The organism is Rhizobium sp. CFBP 8752 (assembly GCF_014842035.1).
In the GTDB taxonomy this organism is placed as follows: Bacteria; Pseudomonadota; Alphaproteobacteria; order Rhizobiales; family Rhizobiaceae; genus Neorhizobium; species Neorhizobium soli.
Genome location: NZ_JACYUZ010000001.1, coordinates 145,065 through 164,246, shown reverse-complemented (window position 1 = coordinate 164,246; position 19,182 = coordinate 145,065). Strand labels below are relative to the sequence as shown.

Genomic DNA, 19,182 nt, shown 5'->3' with positions numbered 1-19,182 from the left:
GACTGATGAGAGGTTTCCAGGCTTCGAGCCGGTTCAGCCAGCAATCGAAGCCCTCCCGGCGTCAGTCGTCTTCGCCATGGCCGGCGATCATCATCGCTTCGAAGGCGAGACGCTCCGTCTTGCGCATGCGCTCCGATTCCGACTTCAGCTGGCCACAGGCGGCGAGAATGTCGCGGCCGCGTGGCGTGCGGATCGGCGAGGCATAGCCGGCCTGGTTGATGAAATCGGCAAACTTGGTGATCGTCTCCCAGTCCGAGCACTGGTAATTGGTACCGGGCCACGGGTTGAACGGGATGAGATTGATCTTAGCCGGAATGCCCTTCAGCATCTGGGTCAGCAGCTTGGCATCCTCGAGGCTGTCGTTGACGTCCTTCAGCATCACATATTCGAATGTGATGCGACGGGCGTTGGACAGGCTCGGATACTGGCGGCAGGCTTCCAGCAGTTCCTTCAACGGATACTTCTTGTTGATCGGCACCAGCATGTCGCGCAGTTCGTCGCGGACCGCATGCAGCGAGATCGCCAGCATCACGCCGATTTCCGTGCCGGTCCGATAGATTTCCGGCACGACGCCCGACGTCGACAGCGTGACACGACGCTTTGACAGCGAAAGCCCGTCGCCGTCTGTCGCGATCAGCAGCGCCGTCTTGACGCTTTCGAAATTGTAGAGCGGCTCGCCCATGCCCATCATGACGACATTCGTGACCTTGCGGTCGCCAGTCGGCACGAAAGCGCCGGGCGGCGTGTCGGCACCGGGGAAATCCCCCAGCCGGTCGCGCGCCAGAAGCAGCTGGCCAAGGATTTCCTCGGCCGTCAGGTTGCGCACGAGGCGCTGGGTGCCGGTATGGCAGAAGGAACAGGTGAGCGAACAGCCGACCTGGCTGGATATGCACAGCGTGCCGCGGCCCTCTTCGGGAATATAGACCGTTTCGACCTCGACCGGACGGCCGGCACCGCGCGGCGGAAAGCGCAGCAGCCACTTGCGCGTGCCGTCATTGGAGATCTGCTCTTCCACCACTTCGGGACGCGCAATCGTGAAATGCGTCTTCAGCATTTCGCGCATGTCCTTGGCGACATTCGTCATCGCGTCGAAATCCGACACGCCGCGAATGTAGAGCCAGTGCCAGAGCTGGCTGACACGCATCCGCGCCTGCTTTTCCGGTATGCCCTTTTCTCGCAGCGCCGCGCCCATATCATCGCGCGACATACCGATCAGCGACGGCTTTTCGCTATAGAGGTCCGGATTGGCGACGAGCGGCTTCTTGATGGCGACAGGCGCAAAGGCCTCGGAGACCGACATTTCTTCATATCCCGTTCGAATAACATGCCTTCGCCCAGCGCAGGTTTCGCGCATCGCCGTGGCATGTCTTTCTGTGAAATCATGGCGTCCCGGGTAAGCGACTTTCCGAGGAACGGTCGCGCAGGACTAATCTTGACGGGCGCTTTATCATCAAAACGACGCCACGTCACTATTCTTCGTTAAACGCAAAAGGCCGGTCGATGACCGGCCTTCCAATGCGGTGGTGGCAATCTCTGCTTACTTGCAGGATTCGACCTGCTTCAGAGCCGCTGAAATGCCCTGCAGCGAATAGGCGTAGGACGTCTTGGTACCGCGACCGGATACGGCGCTGACGCTCATCTTCTGACCGGTGCGCATCGCAGCAACGAGAGCCGGTTCTTCGGCAGCGTTCTCGACCCAGGCAGCCTTGTCCTTGGTGAACATCGTGAAGTTCTTGTTGTCGATCGTCACGACGACCTTGGAATTGGTCTGCATCGTGTAGCCCATCATCGCCTGTGGCTCGTAGGAGATGTTCTGGCCTGGACGCTGCGACACGATGAAGAAGATATCGCCGTGATCGACGCTTGCAGGCTCCTTGGTCGTCGGGACGGACAAGACGTAGCAGACCGTAGCCGCGCCCTGCTTGTAGGAATACGCACCCCACGCCTTGAACTGCTGGATGCGGTTCGGCGTCTGGGCGGAAGCGGTACCCGTGCCGGCGCCAAGTCCTGCGCCAATTCCGGCGAGAGTAAGCGCCAATGCGATTGCGACGGTTCTAGCGGCCATGATCTCCTGCCAATTTTCGTAATTTCAAGGGCCCGAGCCGGGCCAGTACGGACATGCCTTCTCGGCGTCATGTCTGGGCGTCATATGCGGCGTCCCAACGGTCGGGTCCCATTTTGACTTCATTCCGGTTACCAAAGAGTCAACACTATCGGTTGGATGCTGAATATGTAGTGAACCGGGATGTGGTCGAATGCGGCGCAGGGTTGCGTTTGATGATGCCCGTTCCAAACGTCGAGTTTTCTGGGCGCATCACTCAACAACGATTTGGGCAAGAGTTTGTCCGTCCGATGACGCAGGCCGCAGCACTTTGAAACTACGTATAAATCCTGCTTAAAACCGCTACCCGTTTTTCTACCGATACGGTAGGATAGTCGCAAAGCTGACGCCTACTCACAAAGAAAGCCTACTGCCGGTTAGATGCTAGGGGACGAGAGAGACCGCTTCGCCCGCCTGGTCAGGGCAGTGGCTGCAACGCGTGATCAAGACGCGTTCACTGCGCTTTTTGATCATTTCGCGCCACGCCTGAAATCCTGGCTGATGAAGCGCGGCATGAATTCGGACGAGGCAGAAGAACTCGTCCAGGATGTCATGACCATCCTTTGGCATCGTGCCAGCCTCTATGATCCCGCAAGATCAAGCCTGTCGACCTGGCTGTTCCGGGTCGCACGAAACCGCCACATCGATGCCAAGCGCCGCGCCCGAAACCGCAAGTTTGACGGCCAGGAGACATTTCTTGCCTTGGCGGAGGTACCGGGCGTCGACACCTTGTTTGAAAGCAAGGAGCGCGACGAGCGGGTCCGTGATGCCCTTTCTCAGATTCCGGACGAGCAGATGAAGCTGGTGCGGGCCGCCTTTTTCCTGGGTCAGTCCCATTCCGAAATCGCCGCTTCGACCGGGCTTCCGCTGGGCACCGTAAAGTCGCGCATCAGGCTGGCGTTCGAGCGCCTGCGGCGAGCACTGGAAGAGACTTCACCGAACTGAAGCGGCGGGGCGGCCGGATCAGCCGCTCGTCTTCATTCCGGCTGCAATATCGGGGTGATCGGCAAGCGCGCTGTCTGCTGCGTCGTAATGTCCGTCGTTGATATGGCCCTGGATCATGCGCAGGGCCGCAGCAAGAACCGCGATATCATCGCTGAACCCGACGACCGCAAAGAAATCTGGGACGATGTCGATGGGGAGAATGAAATAGGCAAGCGCTGCCAGCAAGGTCCCGCGAACGCGCAAGGGTGTTTTTCGGTCCACGGCGCAGTAATAGGCGGCGACCAGATCGCGGCTGAATGGAATTTGCCGCGCGGCTCGCCGCATCGTCGGCCAGAACCTGGCACGCACCTGCTTTTCCCGGCGATCCTGCGTTTTTTCGTCGCCGGGCAGAAGGATCTCGCCGATCTTGACGTCATCCACGCTCATTCCGTCACTCCAGATGCTCGCTTCAATGCATCAGCATATGGGAATGCCGGTATGAAGTTCAATTCCGGGGCGTGACGATCCGTGCGCGAAATGCCTCGTCCATGGCTCGCGCCAGCTTGAAATCACGATCTGTCAGTCCCTTCTTCGCATGCGTGGTGAGCTGCACCTCGACTCGCGAATAGCTGTTGGACCAGTCCGGATGATGGTCGAGTTTTTCAGCAGCCAACGCGCATTCCGTCATGAACCCGAAGGCTTGGGGAAAAGACGCAAAGACAAAGCTCCTTGTGATCGCGTCGCCATCAAGTCCCATCGTCCAGCCATCGAGAGTGGCGATCTCGCGCTCGATCGCTTCTCTGTCCAGCACCTCATAAGCCATCAGCATACCTTCGCCAGAGACTAGAAACGGTGCTCGGCTGTTTCCATCTCGTCCTGGGCATAGCCGTAGCTGAGCTCGCGCAGCGGGAAGATTTCCTCCGTCAGGTAGGGCCCGCCACCGCAGGATTCCTTGGAAGACATCAGCACGAAACGCGGAACGACAAAGGGCGCGGTGTGAAAATTCCCGCGCCCTGAAAGGTAATGTACGACTTCATCGAGTCGGCAGTGTTTGAGACGTGCCAGAGTGACATGCGGCGTGAATTTCCGCGGATCCGGCGCCAGTCCGAGACGCTGGCAGATCCGCTCGGTTTCCCCCTGCAGCGCGTGAAGTTCGGGCGACGGGGAGACACCGGCAAAGATCGAGTGCGGCTTCTTGGACCCGAACGAACCTATCCCGGTCAGCTTTAGCTGGAATTCCGGACGGTCGATCCGGTCCAGCCGGTCGACGATCTCGTCTGCGGTCCGTCCGTCGATGTCGCCGATGAAGCGAAGGGTGATGTGATAGTTCTCCACATCGATCCACCGTGCGCCGGGGATGCCGCCACGAAGCAGCGACAGGCTCATGGCGACATTGCGTGGAACTTCGAGGGCGATGAAAAGTCTCGGCATAGGGACCTCCTCGAATCTTTTGCAGATGCTAACAGCGGAACATGCAACTCGCTTCCGCGCAAGATATTATTTTTGCTGACTACCGATGTCCCCAAGGAAGGCTTCGACGGAAGGAAGGCTCTTTTCGACCATGGCCGCGACACCCTTTGCGTTTGGATGCATGCCGTCTTCAAGCTGCATTCCGGCAACCGTGGTCACGCCATCAAGGAAGAACGGATAGAGCGGCAGCGCGTGTTTCTTGGCGAGCCTTTCGTAGATCGGGTTGAACTTCTGCGCATAGTCGCTGCCCATGTTCGGCGGCGCCATGATGCCAACCAGATAGATCGCAATGTTGCGCGCCTTCAGCCGCGTGATCATCGCATCGAGGTTCTTTTCCGTCTGCTCGGGTGCGATGCCGCGCAGCGCATCGTTGGCGCCAAGCTCAAGGATCACGCCATCAGTGCCATCTGGAACCGACCAGTCGATGCGTCCAAGCCCGCCGGAACTGGTGTCGCCGGACACGCCGGCATTGTTGATCGCCACATTGAGGCCCTTCGCCTTCAGCGCTGCCTCGAGCTGGGCGGTGTAGGATTCTGCCGGCGCCAGTTGGTAACCGGCCATCAGACTGTCTCCAAAACCGACGATCTGGAGGGTCTTGTTCTGGGCGAAAACCGGGGCTGCGGTCAGTGCTGCCAGTATCATGACGAGGAATTGAAGCGGTCTTGCTTTAAAACGCACGATCGGTCTCCTAGATTTGGGCTTAACCGCAGCGCGGCATGAATTGCTCTTGAAGCCTATATAGGACGGTCTGCATTGACTAAAACCATCATCACGCTGCGAAAAGCCGATCTCACCCTCGGCAGCGCGGCGGCATCCGTTCACGTTTTGAAGAGCATGGATCTTGACGTCGACGCAGGAGAAGCGGTCGGCATCGTTGGTCCCTCCGGTTCCGGCAAATCGACACTGCTGATGGTGCTGGCCGGCCTCGAACGCCTCGACAGCGGCGAGATCGTCATTAACGGCCAGGCGCTTCACAACCTTTCCGAAGATGCGCTGGCGGATTTCCGCGGCCGTAATATCGGCATCGTCTTCCAGTCCTTCCATCTGATCGCCAACATGACCGCGCTCGAAAACGTCGCAGTCCCGCTGGAGCTTGCAAATGCGAAAGATCCGTTCGAGATCGCCCGCCGCGAGCTGACAGCCGTTGGCCTGGGTGAACGCCTGCACCATTATCCCGGCCAGCTCTCTGGCGGTGAACAGCAGCGCGTGGCGATTGCCCGCGCACTCGCCCCCTCGCCCGCCGTGCTGATCGCGGACGAACCGACCGGCAATCTCGATACCGAGACCGGGCGCCAGATCGCCGACCTTCTGTTTTCCAAGCAGGCCGAGCGCGGCATGACGATGATCCTCGTCACCCATGACATTTCGCTCGCTGCCCGCTGCTCGCGCCAGATCCGCGTCCGCTCCGGCGAAATAATCGACGACGGAGCAGGCGCTCCGGCCGTTCAGGTCGCATCCGTATGATGGTCGCGGTCCCTCGGCTTAAGATTGCGCTGCGCCTGGCATTGCGGGAAATGCGCGGTGGCCTTAGCGGCTTCTACATCTTCCTCGCCTGCATCGCCCTTGGCACCGGCTCGATCGCCGCCGTCAATTCCGTTTCGCGCGCCATTACCGAGGCGATTGCCGGCCAGGGCCAGCAACTGCTTGCCGGCGATATTCGTTTTGAGCTGAACAACCGCGAAGCGACCGAGCAGGAACGCGCCTTTCTGAGCGGGCTCGGCGAAATGTCTGTCTCAACCGGCCTGCGCTCCATGGCCCGCAAGCCGGATGGATCCGAACAGGCGCTGGTCGAGGTCAAGGCCGTCGACGGCGCCTATCCGCTCTACGGCGAGTTTAAGGCCGAGCCGGCCGCGCCCCTGCAGGAACTCGTCGCCAAACAGGGCGAGACCTTCGGCGCGCTGGCCGCACCGCTTCTGCTCGAGCGCCTCGGCATAAAGACCGGCGACGAACTGTTGCTTGGCAATATCAGGCTCGTCCTGCGCGGCACGATCGCGTCGGAACCGGACGCGGTGTCCGATGGCTTCGGCTTTGCGCCCCGCCTGATGGTCAGCCGGGAAGCGCTGCAGGCGTCGGGCCTGATGGCAAACGGCAGCCTTGTCGAACACGCCTACAAGATCAAGCTGCGTGATCCTGCCAGCCGGACCGGGTTGGCCGATCGCGCCAACCGCGAATTCCCGGCCGCCGGCTGGTCGATCCGAAGCAGCGACCGCGCAGCCCCCTCGCTTACCGAAAACGTCGAGCGCTTCTCGCAGTTTCTGACGCTGGTCGGCCTCACCGCGCTGATCGTCGGCGGTGTCGGCGTGGCGAACGCCGTGCGGGCCTTCCTCGATGCGAAACGCACCACGATCGCCACGTTCAAGTGCCTCGGCGCGCCCGCAACCGTTGTCACGCTGATCTACCTGTTCCAGATCATGGTTCTGGCAGTGATCGGCATTCTGGCCGGCCTCGTCATCGGCGCCGTTTCGCCCATCGTGGCACTGCGCTTTCTCGAAGGCGTGCTTCCGGTACCCGATGGCATCAACATCTATCCGTCGGCGCTTGGGCTTGCCGCCCTGTTCGGTCTGCTGATCACCTTTGCCTTCGCCATTCTGCCGCTTGGACATGCCCGCGAGGTCCCTGCCACAGCTTTGTTCAGAGAACAGAGTTTCGACACGGGCCGGCTTCCATCCTGGCCGTATCTGGCAGCCGCAGGCGCAGCACTCGCCGCTCTCGCAATCCTTGCGATCTTCTCGTCCGAAAATCACTTCGTCGCCTCGGTCTTCCTCGGCGCGGTCGCCTGCGCGTTCGTGCTGCTGCGGCTTGTGGCGGCGCTCATTGCGTGGCTTGCCCGTCGTGCCCCGCGCGTCAGTTCGCCGGCCTTGAGGCTGGCACTCGGCAATATCCACCGTCCCGGCGCCCTGACGCCCTCGGTCGTGCTCTCGCTCGGCCTCGGTCTGGCACTCCTGGTGACGCTGGCGCTGATCGACGGCAACATGCGCAACCAGCTGACCGGCAACATCGCCCGCAACGCGCCGAACTTCTTCTTCGTCGATGTCCAGAGCGCCGAAGTCGATGGTTTCCGCAAGCTGCTGCAGGAGCAGGCACCCGGCGCCAAGCTGTTCGAGGTGCCGATGCTGCGGGGTCGCATCCTCGCCTTCAACGGTCAGGATGTCAGTCAGATGAATGTTCCGGCAAAGGGCCGTTGGGTTCTGCGCGGCGATCGCGGCATCACTTACGCCAAGAACAAGCCGGAAAGCTCGACCCTGACGCAGGGTGAATGGTGGCCGGCCGACTATGACGGCGAGCCTCTCGTTTCATTTTCGGCGGAAGAGGCAGGCGAACTCGGACTGAAACTCGGTGATACGGTCACCGTCAACGTGCTCGGCCGCAACATCACCGCCAAGATCTCCAGTTTCCGCAACGTCGAATGGGAATCGCTGTCCATCAACTTCGTCATGGTCTTCTCGCCCAACACGTTCCGCGGCGCGCCGCATGCCTGGCTTGCGACCCTCACCGATCCATCGGCAACGGCGCAGCAGGAAGCGACAATCCTGCGCTCCGTCAGCAATGCCTATCCGACCATCACGAGTGTTAGGGTCAAGGATGCGATCGATATCGTCGATCAGTTGATCGGCCAGCTAGCAACCGCGATCCGGGCAGCGGCCGCCGTGGCGCTGATCGCTTCGGTGCTGGTGCTTGCCGGGGCGCTTGCGGCCGGAAACCGCGCCCGTACCCACGATGCCGTGATCCTGAAGACGTTGGGGGGAACGAGATCCATGCTCATTCGTGCCTTTAGCTACGAATACATGATCCTCGGCTTCGCCACCGCCGTGTTTGCGCTTCTGGCCGGCGGCGTATCCGCCTGGTTCATCGTGTCGCGCATCATGCGCCTTCCCTCGACCTTCCTGCCAGATGTGGCGATCATCACGGTTGTGGCCTCGCTGGTGCTGACCGTCGGCATCGGGCTTATCGGCACGTGGCGGGTGCTGGGCCAGAAGGCGGCGCCGGTCCTCCGGGAATTGTGATCGGGAGCTTTGGGATCCATTGCGTTCCTTCCCCCTTGTATAGGCGTGGTTATCGCCTCATATTTGATGGTAGGCTTGCTGGGCTCCGCAGCGGCGCCTGGGTCTGACCGTTAGGGCCCGACACCGTGACAAATTCCGGAGCTTGAAGAGGATACTATGGCTGACTTCAACAACTATCAAAACCGAGCCGCCCAGACGGGTGCGCAGTCCGGTGCGATGATCGATGAAGGCCTGCGCGCCTATATGCTCAAGGTCTACAACCTGATGGCACTCGGCCTGGCAATCACCGGCATCGCGGCATTCGCGACCTGGCAGATGGCCGTCGCCGATGGCCAGCTGACCCCCTTCGGCCAGCTGCTGTTTGCAAGCCCGCTGCGCTGGGTCGTGATGCTGTCGCCGCTCGCCGTCGTGTTCTTCCTGAGCTTCAGGATCAACAAGATGAGCGTAAGCGCCGCCCAGGCAACCTTCTGGGGCTACGCTGCCCTGATGGGTCTTTCGCTGTCGTCGATATTCCTGGTCTTTACCGGCCAGAGCATCGTGCAGACGTTCTTCGTGACCGCAGCTTCGTTCGGCGCTCTGTCGCTCTACGGCTACACGACGAAGAGAAGCCTGTCGGCAATGGGCTCGTTCCTGATCATGGGCCTGTTCGGCCTGATCATCGCCTCAATCGTCAACATCTTCCTGGCGTCTTCGGCACTCGGCTTCGCGATCTCCGCGATTGGCGTGCTGATCTTCGCAGGCCTTACCGCCTACGACACGCAGAAGATCAAGGAAATGTACTACGACGCGGATGATGCGACGGTCATGGGCCGCAAGGCGATCATGGGCGCCCTGACGCTCTACCTCGACTTCATCAACCTGTTCACCTTCCTGCTTCAGTTCATGGGCAACCGTAACAACTGATCCACGAAGTGGAAGACAGACCAGACGACAAACAAGAAGGCGGCCGCAAGGTCGCCTTTTTTGTTGCCCGCCGGGAGGCTGCGTCATAGGCTTTCTGCCTCACCTCAAGCCCCAAGTCCTGCCATGCCCCAGCACCTTCGCGACGTCACAACCGACGACCTGCCCGCCATCACGGCCATCTACCGGGACAGTGTGCTGAACGGCACCGCAAGCTACGAGATCACCCCGCCTGATCTGAAAGAGATGACCGCGCGCTTCCACGCCATCTGCGAGAAGGGCTATCCTTACATCGCCGCCATCGACGACGCCGGCGTCCTCATCGGCTATGCCTATGCATCCGCCTTCCGCACGCGGCCGGCCTATTGCTGGCTGGTAGAGGATTCGATCTATCTCTCTCCGGGGGCGCGTGGAAAGGGTGCCGGCAAAGCACTGCTGCAGGAACTGCTCAGCCGCTGCACAGCGCTCGGCTTTCGCCAGATGGTGGCCGTGATCGGTGGCGCAAGCCCCGCATCCGTCGCGGTCCACAAGAGCCTAGGCTTCGAAATGACCGGTACGCTGAAAGGCACCGGCTTCAAGCACGGTCAGTGGCTGGACACGGTCCTGATGCAGATTGCACTCGGCGCGGCTAGGGATACACCGCCTGACCCGACGGTCTATCCCGGTTCGCTGTTCACCGAGTGAACCAGTTCAGTCGATGAGCTTCAGCGCCTTGTCGAACACTTTCAACACCTGTGGCAGCTCGTGACCACGCTTCAGGATCACGCCGTTCGTGTTGATGACGGAATAGGCACCCTGCTTGTTGGCGAGCTTGGGGTTCTTCTCGATCCTGAACAGCGGCATCTCGCCCGATCGCTTGAAGATCGAAAAGACGGCCTTGTCCTTCAGGTGGTCGATCGCGTAATCCTTCCACTCGCCCTCGCCCACCATCCGACCATAGATCCACAGGATGGAGTCGAGCTCTCGACGGTGAAACGTCACGGGCGCAGGATCGAGGCTCTGTCGGTATTCGCTGAGATTGACGACGACGGCAGCATCGTGAGGCCGGTGGCCCCTCGGAAATTCAGGCTGATCGGTCATCAAGACTCCCAATCATAGATGTCAAAGCAGTGACAGTGTGCCCCGACATTTTAGAAATTGCAACGCTGGCATACCCGGTTACCGGCTGCCGCGATGTTTTCTGAGAAAGCCGTATTTCGGTCAAAACAGCGCCCGAATTGCAAGCGAGATTGTAGATGTTGGTTTGGCGCGTTCTTTAGCGCCATTTGGCCCGGTTCGGTTCGCTGACCCTTACCCCCAGCCCCCCAGTGGATTTGGACCGGGCCGCCAACAAACTTCCCGTCGAAAAGAATGAGCGCGCGGCGCTCCGCGACCAGCTTGCTGGTGAGCGGTGTTGGTATGCCCTGTCAGTCGTCCAGCTTCTTGCGCCCGGCCATCAGGATTGTTGCGCCGATGATTTCGGCCGGCTCGCCGTTCGGGCCCGATGCCTGAAGCAGGATTGCGCAACCGTCCTTCTTGGACTTGCCCATCAGCTTGCCTGGCAGCTTCAGCGACATGGTCTGGCCGTTCCACATGCCAACCGACTGCACGTCGTAGACGCTATGCCAGTAATCCATGTTCTTGCCGCTGTTTTCGCCCTTCGTCACCTCGACCTGCTGCTTCTTCGTGAAGTAGGCGACGACGACTTCGGCCTCGGCCGGTATCTGTGCATTGCCGGCGCCGATCTCGATCTCGATCTCGTCTCCGTGCATGGCAGCCGAGACGGGAACAACCAGGCCCTCTCCCTTGCTGCGCATACCATCGACCTTGGAGTTGATGCCGACCAGGTCCGTACCTTTGACATGGTCGCGACCGTTGATGATGGCCTGCGGCGTGTAGACGCCGCTGCGGCCCATCGTCTTGGCATAGCCGTACTGACGCTCGGTATTTTCCTTGGAGGCAAGCGTGTCGGTCCAGCCGAGATAGTTCCAGTAGTCGACGTGATAGGACAGCGCCACGACGTCGCCCTGGGCCACAAGCTGGCTGAACGTGGTGTCCGCAGGCGGACAGGAGGCACAGCCCTGCGAGGTGAACAGTTCCACGACGCCCTTCGGGGCCTTCGATTCCCCTGCCGAAGCCGAGCCTGCTATCAGCAGACCGGCAACGACGACCATGGAGCGAAAACGAAGCAGCATGAATGGCAAACCCTTTGATAGGTTGTTTGTTATCCACGATTGCGAGGGGCAATCAAGGCCATAACGGTGGGACGCCGGATAAGTAACCGCGGCACCGGTTCAAGAGGAAGTCACGAACGGGTGAGGATCCGACATGTGATCGCTCTCTGCGATCGCGTGTCCGGCCCGTTCCGCCTGTTAGAAAAAGCTCAGCAATCCCTGGGTCAGGTAGACCGCGCCGACGCCGGTCACCACCCATCGGGTCCAGCTCCGAAAATTGGCGTCCGTCATCTTTTGCAGGATACCGTTGCCCGCCCGTGCGCCGAGGATGGCGATCGGCGCGGCGATCAGCACCGCCACCATGTCGACGGTCGGAAGGTTCGAAGCGGCATCCCAGTAGAAGGCGATCTTTGCCAGATGCGAGATCGTCTGGATCGACGCCTTGGTGGCGATGACCTTGCGCCGGTCCATCTCGGTGCGAATGAAGAAGATATCGACCGTCGGACCTGCCACGCCGACGCTGATCGTCATCCCACCCGACAGCAGTCCAGCCAGAAACGCATGCGAGGGACGGGACGCATCGAGCTGCAGCCTGTTGACCGGCAACCAGACGAGAACAGGCATCAGGCCGACACCGATCAGAACCACGATCAGGCTTGGCATATAGCTCGTCAGAAACAGGATGAGGGCGGAAACCGCCACACCAGAGCACAGGATCGAGAGGATCTTCCAGTCGATATAGGCACGGGAGAACCAGGCGCGGGATCCGTTGGAGACCATCTGGATGACGCCCTGGATCGCGATGGCGGTGCCGACCGGATAGAGAAACAGCAGGACCCACAAGAGGATCAGCCCGCCCGCCATGCCGAAAATCCCAGACAGAAGCGACGTCAGGAAAACCGTAACGGCCATGCCGATAAAAATGATGAGGGACAAGGAATGAAGACCTTAACGTCGGTGGCCAAGGCGAAATGCTCACCACCGCATCCCCGTGCTGGTCAGGGGAATTGAGCGTACAGCCCAGGAATCCGGGCTGACGAAGTGTTGCGACAGCGCAGCCACGAGGGAGAGCCGATCGCCATTAAAGAAATTCCACCCGCCGGTCTGACCGGCGGGTGGAGGATTTTTTATTAAGCGACCAGATCGCGAAGAACGGTCTGCAGAATGCCGCCGTTGTTCATGTAGATCACCTCGTCCAGCGTATCGATGCGGCAGAGGATGTTGATTTCCTTCACCGAACCGTCGCCATAGGTGATCTTTGCGATCTTCCATTCGCGCGGCTTGATATCGCCTTCGAGACCGACGATCTCGACCGTCTCGTCACCCTTGAGGTCGAGCGAAGCCCAGGTCACGCCCTCTTCGAAGACGAAGGGAACGACGCCCATGCCGACCAGGTTGGAGCGGTGGATACGCTCGAACGACTGGGCGATGACGGCCTTGACGCCGAGCAGGTTGGTGCCCTTTGCAGCCCAGTCACGCGAGGAACCGTTGCCGTATTCGACGCCGGCAAAGATGACCAGCGGCGTGCCTTCATCCTTGTACTTCATGGCCGCATCGTAAATCGACATCTCTTCCTTGGACGGATAGTGGATGGTGTAGCCACCTTCCTTGCCGTTCGGGCCGAGCATGTGGTTGCGGATGCGGATGTTCGCGAACGTGCCGCGCATCATGACTTCATGATTGCCGCGACGCGTACCGTACTGGTTGAAGTCGGCAACGGCGACGCCGTTTTCCGACAGGTAGGCACCGGCTGGCGAAGCTGCCTTGATCGAACCGGCCGGCGAGATGTGGTCGGTGGTGATCTTGTCGCCGAACAGACCCAGGACGCGGGCGCCGTGGATGTTCTTGAGACCGGTTCCCGTCTTGCCCATGCCGACGAAATACGGCGGGTTCTGCACATAGGTCGACTTGTCGTCCCATGCATAGGTGTCGCCGTCAGGGATCTGGACTGCCTGCCAGTTCTCGTCGCCCTTGAACACGTCCGCATACTTGCTTTCGAACAGTTCGCGGGTGACGTATTTCTGGATGAACTCCTGGACTTCCTTGGAGGTCGGCCAGACGTCCTTCAGGAATACCGGCTGGCCATCGCTGCCGATGCCGAGCAGTTCCGTGGTCAGGTCCTTGCGCACCGAGCCGGCCAGCGCATAAGCGACGACGAGCGGCGGCGAAGCCAGGTAGTTGGCCTGGACGTCAGGCGAGATACGGCCTTCGAAATTGCGGTTGCCGGAGAGAACGCCGGCGGCAATCAGGCCCTTGTCGTTGATCGTCTTGGAGATCGGCGCCGGCAGAGGACCGGAATTGCCGATGCAGGTCGTGCAGCCGAAGCCAACGAGGTTGAAGCCGATCGCATCGAGCGAATCCTGCAGGCCCGACTTGGCGAGATATTCGCCAACAACCTGAGATCCCGGTGCAAGCGACGTCTTGACCCACGGCTTGGACGTCAGACCCTTGGCAACGGCGTTGCGGGCGAGAAGGCCTGCAGCGATCAGCACCGACGGGTTGGACGTGTTGGTGCAGGACGTGATGGCGGCAATCGCCACATCGCCATGGCCAAGATCGTAATCCGTGCCTTCGACCGGGTAGCGGTTTTCAAGCTGGCCGGGCTTCTTGTAGTCGGTGTCCATCGAGCCGGCAAAACCGGAGGCGATGTTCTCGAGCGAGATGCGACCTTCCGGACGCTTCGGGCCGGCCATCGACGGCACGACGTCGTTGAGGTCGAGTTCCAGCGTGTCGGTGAAGACCAGCTCGGCACCATCGGTGTCGCGCCACATCCCCTGAGCCTTCGAATAGGCTTCGACGAGCGCGATGCGCTCCTTCGTGCGGCCGGACATGTGGAGGTAGCTGACGGTTTCGGCATCGACCGGGAAGAAGCCGCAAGTCGCGCCGTATTCCGGACCCATGTTGCCGATCGTCGCGCGGTCTGCGACCGGCATGTTGTCCATGCCCGGGCCGAAGAATTCGACGAATTTGGAAACCACGCCCTTCTTGCGCAGCATCTGCACGACTGTCAGCACGAGGTCGGTCGCGGTAACGCCTTCCTTGAGCTTGCCGGTCAGCTTGAAGCCGATGACTTCTGGCAGAAGCATCGAGACCGGCTGGCCGAGCATCGAGGCTTCCGCTTCGATACCGCCGACGCCCCAGCCGAGAACGCCGAGACCATTGATCATGGTCGTGTGCGAATCGGTGCCGACGCAGGTATCCGGATAAGCGACGGTTTCGCCGTCTTCTTCACTGGTCCAGACCGTCTGACCGAGATATTCGAAGTTCACCTGGTGGCAGATGCCGGTGCCGGGCGGAACGACGCGGAAATTCTTGAACGCCTGCTGGCCCCACTTGAGGAAGCGGTAGCGCTCGCCGTTGCGCTCGTATTCGAGCTCGACGTTGCGGGCAAAAGCAGTCGGTGTGCCGAATTCGTCGACGATGACCGAGTGGTCGATGACGAGATCGACCGGGACCAGCGGGTTGATCTTTTCAGGATCGCCGCCGAGTGCCTTGATGCCGTCGCGCATGGCTGCGAGATCGACGACTGCCGGAACGCCGGTGAAGTCCTGCATCAGCACGCGGGCTGGACGATAAGCGATCTCAGCCTCGGCCAGACCCTTGTTGTTGAGCCATTCGGCAACCGACAGGATCTGGTCCTTGGTAACGGACTTTCCGTCTTCGAAGCGCAACAGGTTTTCAAGCAGAACCTTCATCGAGAAGGGCAGCTTGGAAACGTCCGGCAGACCATTCTGCTCGGCTTTCGGAAGGCTGTAATAGACATAGTCCTTACCGCCTACGGTAAGGACGGAGCGACAATTGAAACTGTCGACAGATTTAGCCACGGATAAACCCCGCTGATGTAAGAGCCAACACGCGCGTGCGGACGCCTATGCACTTCATGCACATCAGGATGCGGGTACGACCATTTCCGCTGTCCGCACGAAAGGACTTTTGATGATCCTCAAGTTCGGCGCTAGATGAAAATCACGCCGGCCGCTGGCGTGTTGCGATGCTTATAGATAATTTCTAAGAAGCGTTCCAGACACTTTGACGCAGGTCGCCAAACATTTTTTGGCAGCGGTGTGATCGAAGGCTTAATCCGGCCCGAAAAGGCATAGACCATATGCGGCTGATTGCCGAAAATCTGAGCGCCCGGCGCGGCGAAGATCTGATCTTCCAGGGCGTCTCCTTCGCACTGTCTGGCGGCGAAAGCCTTGTTCTGACGGGGAAAAACGGATCAGGAAAATCCACGCTGCTGCGCGTCGTCGCAGGCCTCCTGCGCCCCGAAAGCGGCACCGTCACCTGGCAGGCGGACACGGCTGACAAGGGCATGCGGGCCGCCGAAGCCTGTCATTACCTCGGCCACCGCAACGCCATGAAAGCCGAGCTTTCCGTGCATGAGAACCTGACATTCTGGCAGAAGTTTTTCGGAGCCTCGCCGCAGGGCAAATCTCTTCCGGTCGACGAAGCGGCCGACGCGGTCGGCCTTTCCGACATCACCCATCTGCCGTTCGGATATCTTTCCGCCGGCCAGCAGCGGCGCATGGCATTTGCCAAGCTTCTCGTCTCCTTCCGGCCGGTCTGGATCCTCGATGAACCGACCGCGGCACTCGACGTGAGTGCGGAACGCGTGTTCACCGGGCTGATCGAATCACATCTCCGAAACGGCGGCATCCTGATCGCCGCCACCCACCAACCGCTCGGGCTGGAGAACGCCCAGGAATTGCAGATGGCGGGTTTTGCCAGCTTTGCGGAGGAGGTCTGGTGATGACCGCTCTCCTTCTGCGCGATCTGAAGCTCTCCGTGCGTGCCGGCGGTGGCGCGCTGATCGGCGTCTTGTTCTTCATCACGGTTGTCGCCGTCATTCCCTTCGGCGTCGGTCCCGATCTCAACCTCCTGTCGCGAATCGGTCCGGCTATCGTCTGGATCGGAGCGCTCCTCTCCGCCCTGCTCGGCCTCGACCGGATGTTCCAGACCGACCGTGAGGATGGATCGCTGGACGTGATGTTGATGCAGGAGCACCCGCTGGTCCTGACCGTGCTTATCAAATGCCTGGCGCACTGGATCGGCAACGGTTTGCCGCTGGTCATCGCCTCGCCGCTGCTTGGCCTGTTCATGAACATGAACGAGGTGGCAATCGGCGCTACCATGCTGACGCTGCTGGTCGGCACGCCGGCACTCACCTTCATCGGTGCCGTCGGCGCAGCTGTGGCGGTCACCCTGCCGCGCGGCGGGCTGCTTGTCTCGATCCTCGTCCTGCCGCTTGCCGTGCCGGTGCTGATCTTCGGGGTAAGCGCTTCCTATGCGGCGGTGGAGGATCCTGCTCCATTCCTGCCGCCTTTTCTGATACTGGTGGCAATCACGATGTTTTTTGCAGTGCTTGGGCCCCTTGGCGCAGCGCTCGCTTTGCGAAACGCCGGCGATTGATTAGATGGAACCTCTTCTCGTCCTGAAGTAGAAAACCCAGATGTCCGAAAGCCTTGCCATCACCAAATTCAGCGATCTCGCCAACCCGACCCGGTTTCTCGGCCTGGCGTCGCGCGTCCTGCCCTGGCTGTCGGCGGTGACCGCGATCCTGTTTGCAGCAGGCCTCTATCTGAGCTTTGCCGGCGAAGGCGACTATCAGCAGGGGCTGACGGTTCGCATCATGTATGTGCACGTGCCCGCGGCATGGCTGTCGATGATGTGCTACACGGTGATGGCGCTTTCGGCGATCGGCACGCTGGTCTGGCGCCATCCGCTGGCAGACGTTGCCCACAAGACCGCCGCCCCGCTCGGCGCCGCCTTTACCCTGATCGCACTCGCCACAGGCTCTCTCTGGGGCAAGCCGATGTGGGGAACCTGGTGGGTCTGGGATGCGCGCCTCACCTCCGTCTTCGTGCTGTTCCTGATGTATCTCGGCCTGATCGCGCTCAACCGCGCCATGGATGATCCCGGCAAGGCCGCACGCCTTTGCGCCATCCTCATCCTGGTCGGCTTCGTCAACATTCCGATCATCAAGTTCTCGGTGGATTGGTGGAACACGCTGCATCAGCCGGCAAGCGTCATTCGCATGGGCGGATCGAGCATCGACGGGTCTTTCCTGCGGCCGCTGCTTGTGATGGCACTGGCCTTCACGATGTTGTTCTTCACCCTGCACATCGCCGCCATGCGCAACGAGATCTGGCGCCGCCGCGTGTCGGCGCAGCGCCGGATGGCAGCAAGAATGGCCGGCGACAAACCCGGCCTGACGACTGAGATGAGCACGTGACATGAGCCACACATTCTATATCGCCATGTCCTATGGAATTGCCGGCCTCGTCTCGCTCTGTCTGATCGGCTGGGTCTGGCTCGATGGCCGCGCCCGCCGAAGGGAGCTTGCGCAGCTCGAAGCAGCCGGCATCCGCCGCCGGTCCGCGAAAGTACCGGAAGGCGGCAAGGCATGAGCACCGAATCCTCGTCCTCGCAGGACATCCAGCCGAAGCGCCGCGGTCTCGCCCGTTATGCCTTCGCGCTGATCCCGCTTCTTGCTTTCGCGGGCTTTGCCACAATCGCCGGCAAGATGCTCTACGATCAGGATGTCAACGGACGCGACATCTCGTCCATTCCGTCAGCCCTGATCGGCAAGAAAGCGCCGTCCCTCGCGCTACCGCCTCTCGAAGGCTCGAGGACCGCGGCACTGACCTCTCCGGCCATTGCCGGCAAGCTGACGCTGGTCAATGTTTTCGCCTCCTGGTGCGTCCCCTGCCGGCAGGAACACCCGATCCTGAAGCAACTGGCGGAAGACAACAGGCTCACCATCGTCGGCATCAACTACAAGGACCGCAACGACAACGCGCTGCGCTTCCTCGGCGAGCTCGGCAACCCCTACAAGGCGATCGGCATCGATCCGAACGGCAAGTCCGCGATCGATTGGGGCGTCTACGGCATTCCGGAAAGCTATCTGGTCGGCCCCGACGGCACGATCCTCTACAAGAAGGTCGGCCCCTTCGACACCCGCAGCGTCACCCAGGATCTGCTACCGGCCATCGAAAAAGCGGCAGGCAAAGGCTGAGCCGGCACGTGCTGCTTCTAAATCTTGTTCAACGCCTCAAACCGAGTTTTGCCAGACCTTGATCGCATCGACGGGCCAGACCAGCATCAGCACGTTGAGGACGAGGTTGTCGCGGATCAGCCAGCCGGTGAAGAGTTCGAAGAACAGGGCGATGCAGACGGTGAGCCAGATGGGCGCGCGCGCGGCAAACAGGAAGCCGAGCGCCATGAACACCGTATCCATCGCCGAGTTGATGATGCTGTCGCCCGAATACCCAAGCGCCATCGTCGCGGTCCGGTAGCGGTCGATGATGACGGGCGAATTCTCGGCGATTTCCCACGCGGCCTCGAGGAGGACGGCAAGCGAGAACCGGGCCGGCACCGACGCACGGCGCAGGATCAGCCATCCGAAGCCGTAGAACAGAAAACCATGGATGATGTGGGACGGTACATACCAGTCGCCCAGATGCTGGGAATTGCCCGGCGAGTTCACCTCAGGCTCGAACAGTTTTATGTAGCCGCATTCGCAGATCGGAACGCGGCCCATCGCGTAGAGAATGACGATCTGCGCCACAAACAGCACGAGTGCTGCGACAAGCCAGCGCCGTCCGGATGAACCGCTTGAGGACAGCACCCC

General features: G+C 60.7%; 21 protein-coding genes. 10 read left to right on the top strand and 11 right to left on the bottom strand.

Annotation, left to right across the window (positions count from 1 at the left end):
• Positions 1–61: 61 nt before the first annotated feature.
• Complete coding sequence (gene rlmN / locus IFT59_RS00745; protein WP_192085700.1) at positions 62–1,300, bottom strand: 23S rRNA (adenine(2503)-C(2))-methyltransferase RlmN; 1,239 nt, start codon at positions 1,298–1,300, stop codon at positions 62–64.
• A gap of 237 nt (positions 1,301–1,537) precedes the next feature.
• Entirely contained in the window at positions 1,538–2,065 is a 528-nt protein-coding gene (locus tag IFT59_RS00740; protein WP_192085698.1) for an invasion associated locus B family protein, read from the bottom strand.
• A gap of 417 nt (positions 2,066–2,482) precedes the next feature.
• Here IFT59_RS00740 and IFT59_RS00735 point away from each other — a divergent pair, with 417 nt between their 5' ends.
• On the top strand, positions 2,483–3,046 hold the full coding sequence (locus IFT59_RS00735) for a sigma-70 family RNA polymerase sigma factor (protein ID WP_062462388.1): 564 nt from the start codon (positions 2,483–2,485) through the stop codon (positions 3,044–3,046).
• Positions 3,047–3,064: 18 nt separating this feature from the next.
• Here the strand turns inward: IFT59_RS00735 and IFT59_RS00730 are convergent, their stop codons facing one another.
• From IFT59_RS00730 to IFT59_RS00715, 4 genes are all read right to left on the bottom strand, one after another.
• A complete protein-coding gene (locus tag IFT59_RS00730) occupies positions 3,065–3,466 on the bottom strand; it encodes a YkvA family protein (RefSeq protein WP_062462639.1) in 402 nt (133 codons plus the stop codon).
• 64 nt (positions 3,467–3,530) lie between these two features.
• Entirely contained in the window at positions 3,531–3,848 is a 318-nt protein-coding gene (locus tag IFT59_RS00725) for a 4a-hydroxytetrahydrobiopterin dehydratase (RefSeq protein ID WP_192087067.1), read from the bottom strand.
• A 20-nt stretch (positions 3,849–3,868) separates the two neighbouring features.
• A complete protein-coding gene (gene thpR / locus IFT59_RS00720) occupies positions 3,869–4,456 on the bottom strand; it encodes an RNA 2',3'-cyclic phosphodiesterase (RefSeq protein ID WP_092659293.1) in 588 nt (195 codons plus the stop codon).
• Between the two features lie 66 nt (positions 4,457–4,522).
• The gene (locus IFT59_RS00715; RefSeq protein WP_062462382.1) at positions 4,523–5,173 is read right to left on the bottom strand and encodes an arylesterase; all 651 of its coding nucleotides are present in this window, start codon (positions 5,171–5,173) and stop codon (positions 4,523–4,525) included.
• Positions 5,174–5,248: 75 nt separating this feature from the next.
• Between IFT59_RS00715 and IFT59_RS00710 the strand changes: the two genes are divergently transcribed.
• The 4 genes from IFT59_RS00710 to IFT59_RS00695 all read left to right on the top strand — a co-directional run bounded on the left by IFT59_RS00710 (position 5,249) and on the right by IFT59_RS00695 (position 10,083).
• A complete protein-coding gene (locus IFT59_RS00710; RefSeq protein WP_062581638.1) occupies positions 5,249–5,959 on the top strand; it encodes an ABC transporter ATP-binding protein in 711 nt (236 codons plus the stop codon).
• Positions 5,956–8,499 (top strand): ABC transporter permease, encoded by a 2,544-nt coding sequence (locus IFT59_RS00705; protein WP_092659287.1) that lies wholly within the window; start codon positions 5,956–5,958, stop codon positions 8,497–8,499. The genes IFT59_RS00710 and IFT59_RS00705 overlap by 4 nt, the downstream gene beginning before the upstream one ends.
• Positions 8,500–8,655: 156 nt before the next feature.
• Positions 8,656–9,402, top strand: coding sequence for a Bax inhibitor-1/YccA family protein (locus IFT59_RS00700; protein ID WP_062581634.1), 747 nt, complete (start codon positions 8,656–8,658; stop codon positions 9,400–9,402).
• 123 nt (positions 9,403–9,525) lie between these two features.
• On the top strand, positions 9,526–10,083 hold the full coding sequence (locus IFT59_RS00695) for a GNAT family N-acetyltransferase (protein ID WP_192085696.1): 558 nt from the start codon (positions 9,526–9,528) through the stop codon (positions 10,081–10,083).
• Between the two features lie 6 nt (positions 10,084–10,089).
• Here IFT59_RS00695 and IFT59_RS00690 read toward each other — a convergent pair whose 3' ends face one another.
• From IFT59_RS00690 to acnA, 4 genes are all read right to left on the bottom strand, one after another.
• Entirely contained in the window at positions 10,090–10,479 is a 390-nt protein-coding gene (locus tag IFT59_RS00690) for a DUF2794 domain-containing protein (RefSeq protein WP_192085694.1), read from the bottom strand.
• Positions 10,480–10,805: 326 nt separating this feature from the next.
• Entirely contained in the window at positions 10,806–11,573 is a 768-nt protein-coding gene (locus IFT59_RS00685) for a DUF1223 domain-containing protein (protein ID WP_192085692.1), read from the bottom strand.
• 177 nt (positions 11,574–11,750) lie between these two features.
• Positions 11,751–12,488, bottom strand: coding sequence for a sulfite exporter TauE/SafE family protein (locus IFT59_RS00680; protein ID WP_062462359.1), 738 nt, complete (start codon positions 12,486–12,488; stop codon positions 11,751–11,753).
• A 194-nt stretch (positions 12,489–12,682) separates the two neighbouring features.
• Positions 12,683–15,376, bottom strand: coding sequence for an aconitate hydratase AcnA (acnA, locus tag IFT59_RS00675; RefSeq protein WP_192085690.1), 2,694 nt, complete (start codon positions 15,374–15,376; stop codon positions 12,683–12,685).
• Positions 15,377–15,657: 281 nt separating this feature from the next.
• On the opposite strand from acnA, the gene ccmA reads away from it, so the two are divergent.
• From ccmA to IFT59_RS00650, 5 genes are read left to right on the top strand one after another with little or no spacing between them, the layout of a single operon-like run.
• Positions 15,658–16,302 (top strand): heme ABC exporter ATP-binding protein CcmA, encoded by a 645-nt coding sequence (gene ccmA / locus IFT59_RS00670; protein WP_192085688.1) that lies wholly within the window; start codon positions 15,658–15,660, stop codon positions 16,300–16,302.
• Complete coding sequence (gene ccmB / locus IFT59_RS00665; RefSeq protein ID WP_192085686.1) at positions 16,302–16,961, top strand: heme exporter protein CcmB; 660 nt, start codon at positions 16,302–16,304, stop codon at positions 16,959–16,961. The genes ccmA and ccmB overlap by 1 nt, the downstream gene beginning before the upstream one ends.
• A gap of 40 nt (positions 16,962–17,001) precedes the next feature.
• Entirely contained in the window at positions 17,002–17,784 is a 783-nt protein-coding gene (locus IFT59_RS00660) for a heme ABC transporter permease (RefSeq protein ID WP_192085684.1), read from the top strand.
• A 1-nt stretch (position 17,785) separates the two neighbouring features.
• The gene (gene ccmD / locus IFT59_RS00655; RefSeq protein ID WP_192085682.1) at positions 17,786–17,959 is read left to right on the top strand and encodes a heme exporter protein CcmD; all 174 of its coding nucleotides are present in this window, start codon (positions 17,786–17,788) and stop codon (positions 17,957–17,959) included.
• Positions 17,956–18,567 (top strand): DsbE family thiol:disulfide interchange protein, encoded by a 612-nt coding sequence (locus IFT59_RS00650; protein WP_192085680.1) that lies wholly within the window; start codon positions 17,956–17,958, stop codon positions 18,565–18,567. The genes ccmD and IFT59_RS00650 overlap by 4 nt, the downstream gene beginning before the upstream one ends.
• 36 nt (positions 18,568–18,603) lie before the next feature.
• Here the strand turns inward: IFT59_RS00650 and IFT59_RS00645 are convergent, their stop codons facing one another.
• Complete coding sequence (locus tag IFT59_RS00645) at positions 18,604–19,179, bottom strand: DUF2585 domain-containing protein (RefSeq protein WP_446737821.1); 576 nt, start codon at positions 19,177–19,179, stop codon at positions 18,604–18,606.
• Positions 19,180–19,182 lie beyond the last annotated feature (3 nt).

What these genes read in the sequence shown, in the direction of transcription:
- rlmN (WP_192085700.1), bottom strand. Translation starts at nt 1,300, where the DNA reads ATGTCGGTCTCCGAGGCCTTTGCGCCTGTCGCCATCAAGAAGCCGCTC.
- IFT59_RS00740 (WP_192085698.1), bottom strand. Translation starts at nt 2,065, where the DNA reads ATGGCCGCTAGAACCGTCGCAATCGCATTGGCGCTTACTCTCGCCGGA.
- IFT59_RS00735 (WP_062462388.1), top strand. Translation starts at nt 2,483, where the DNA reads ATGCTAGGGGACGAGAGAGACCGCTTCGCCCGCCTGGTCAGGGCAGTG.
- IFT59_RS00725 (WP_192087067.1), bottom strand. Translation starts at nt 3,848, where the DNA reads ATGGCTTATGAGGTGCTGGACAGAGAAGCGATCGAGCGCGAGATCGCC.
- thpR (WP_092659293.1), bottom strand. Translation starts at nt 4,456, where the DNA reads ATGCCGAGACTTTTCATCGCCCTCGAAGTTCCACGCAATGTCGCCATG.
- IFT59_RS00705 (WP_092659287.1), top strand. Translation starts at nt 5,956, where the DNA reads ATGATGGTCGCGGTCCCTCGGCTTAAGATTGCGCTGCGCCTGGCATTG.
- IFT59_RS00700 (WP_062581634.1), top strand. Translation starts at nt 8,656, where the DNA reads ATGGCTGACTTCAACAACTATCAAAACCGAGCCGCCCAGACGGGTGCG.
- IFT59_RS00695 (WP_192085696.1), top strand. Translation starts at nt 9,526, where the DNA reads ATGCCCCAGCACCTTCGCGACGTCACAACCGACGACCTGCCCGCCATC.
- IFT59_RS00690 (WP_192085694.1), bottom strand. Translation starts at nt 10,479, where the DNA reads ATGACCGATCAGCCTGAATTTCCGAGGGGCCACCGGCCTCACGATGCT.
- IFT59_RS00685 (WP_192085692.1), bottom strand. Translation starts at nt 11,573, where the DNA reads ATGCTGCTTCGTTTTCGCTCCATGGTCGTCGTTGCCGGTCTGCTGATA.
- ccmA (WP_192085688.1), top strand. Translation starts at nt 15,658, where the DNA reads ATGCGGCTGATTGCCGAAAATCTGAGCGCCCGGCGCGGCGAAGATCTG.
- ccmB (WP_192085686.1), top strand. Translation starts at nt 16,302, where the DNA reads ATGACCGCTCTCCTTCTGCGCGATCTGAAGCTCTCCGTGCGTGCCGGC.
- IFT59_RS00660 (WP_192085684.1), top strand. Translation starts at nt 17,002, where the DNA reads ATGTCCGAAAGCCTTGCCATCACCAAATTCAGCGATCTCGCCAACCCG.
- ccmD (WP_192085682.1), top strand. Translation starts at nt 17,786, where the DNA reads ATGAGCCACACATTCTATATCGCCATGTCCTATGGAATTGCCGGCCTC.
- IFT59_RS00650 (WP_192085680.1), top strand. Translation starts at nt 17,956, where the DNA reads ATGAGCACCGAATCCTCGTCCTCGCAGGACATCCAGCCGAAGCGCCGC.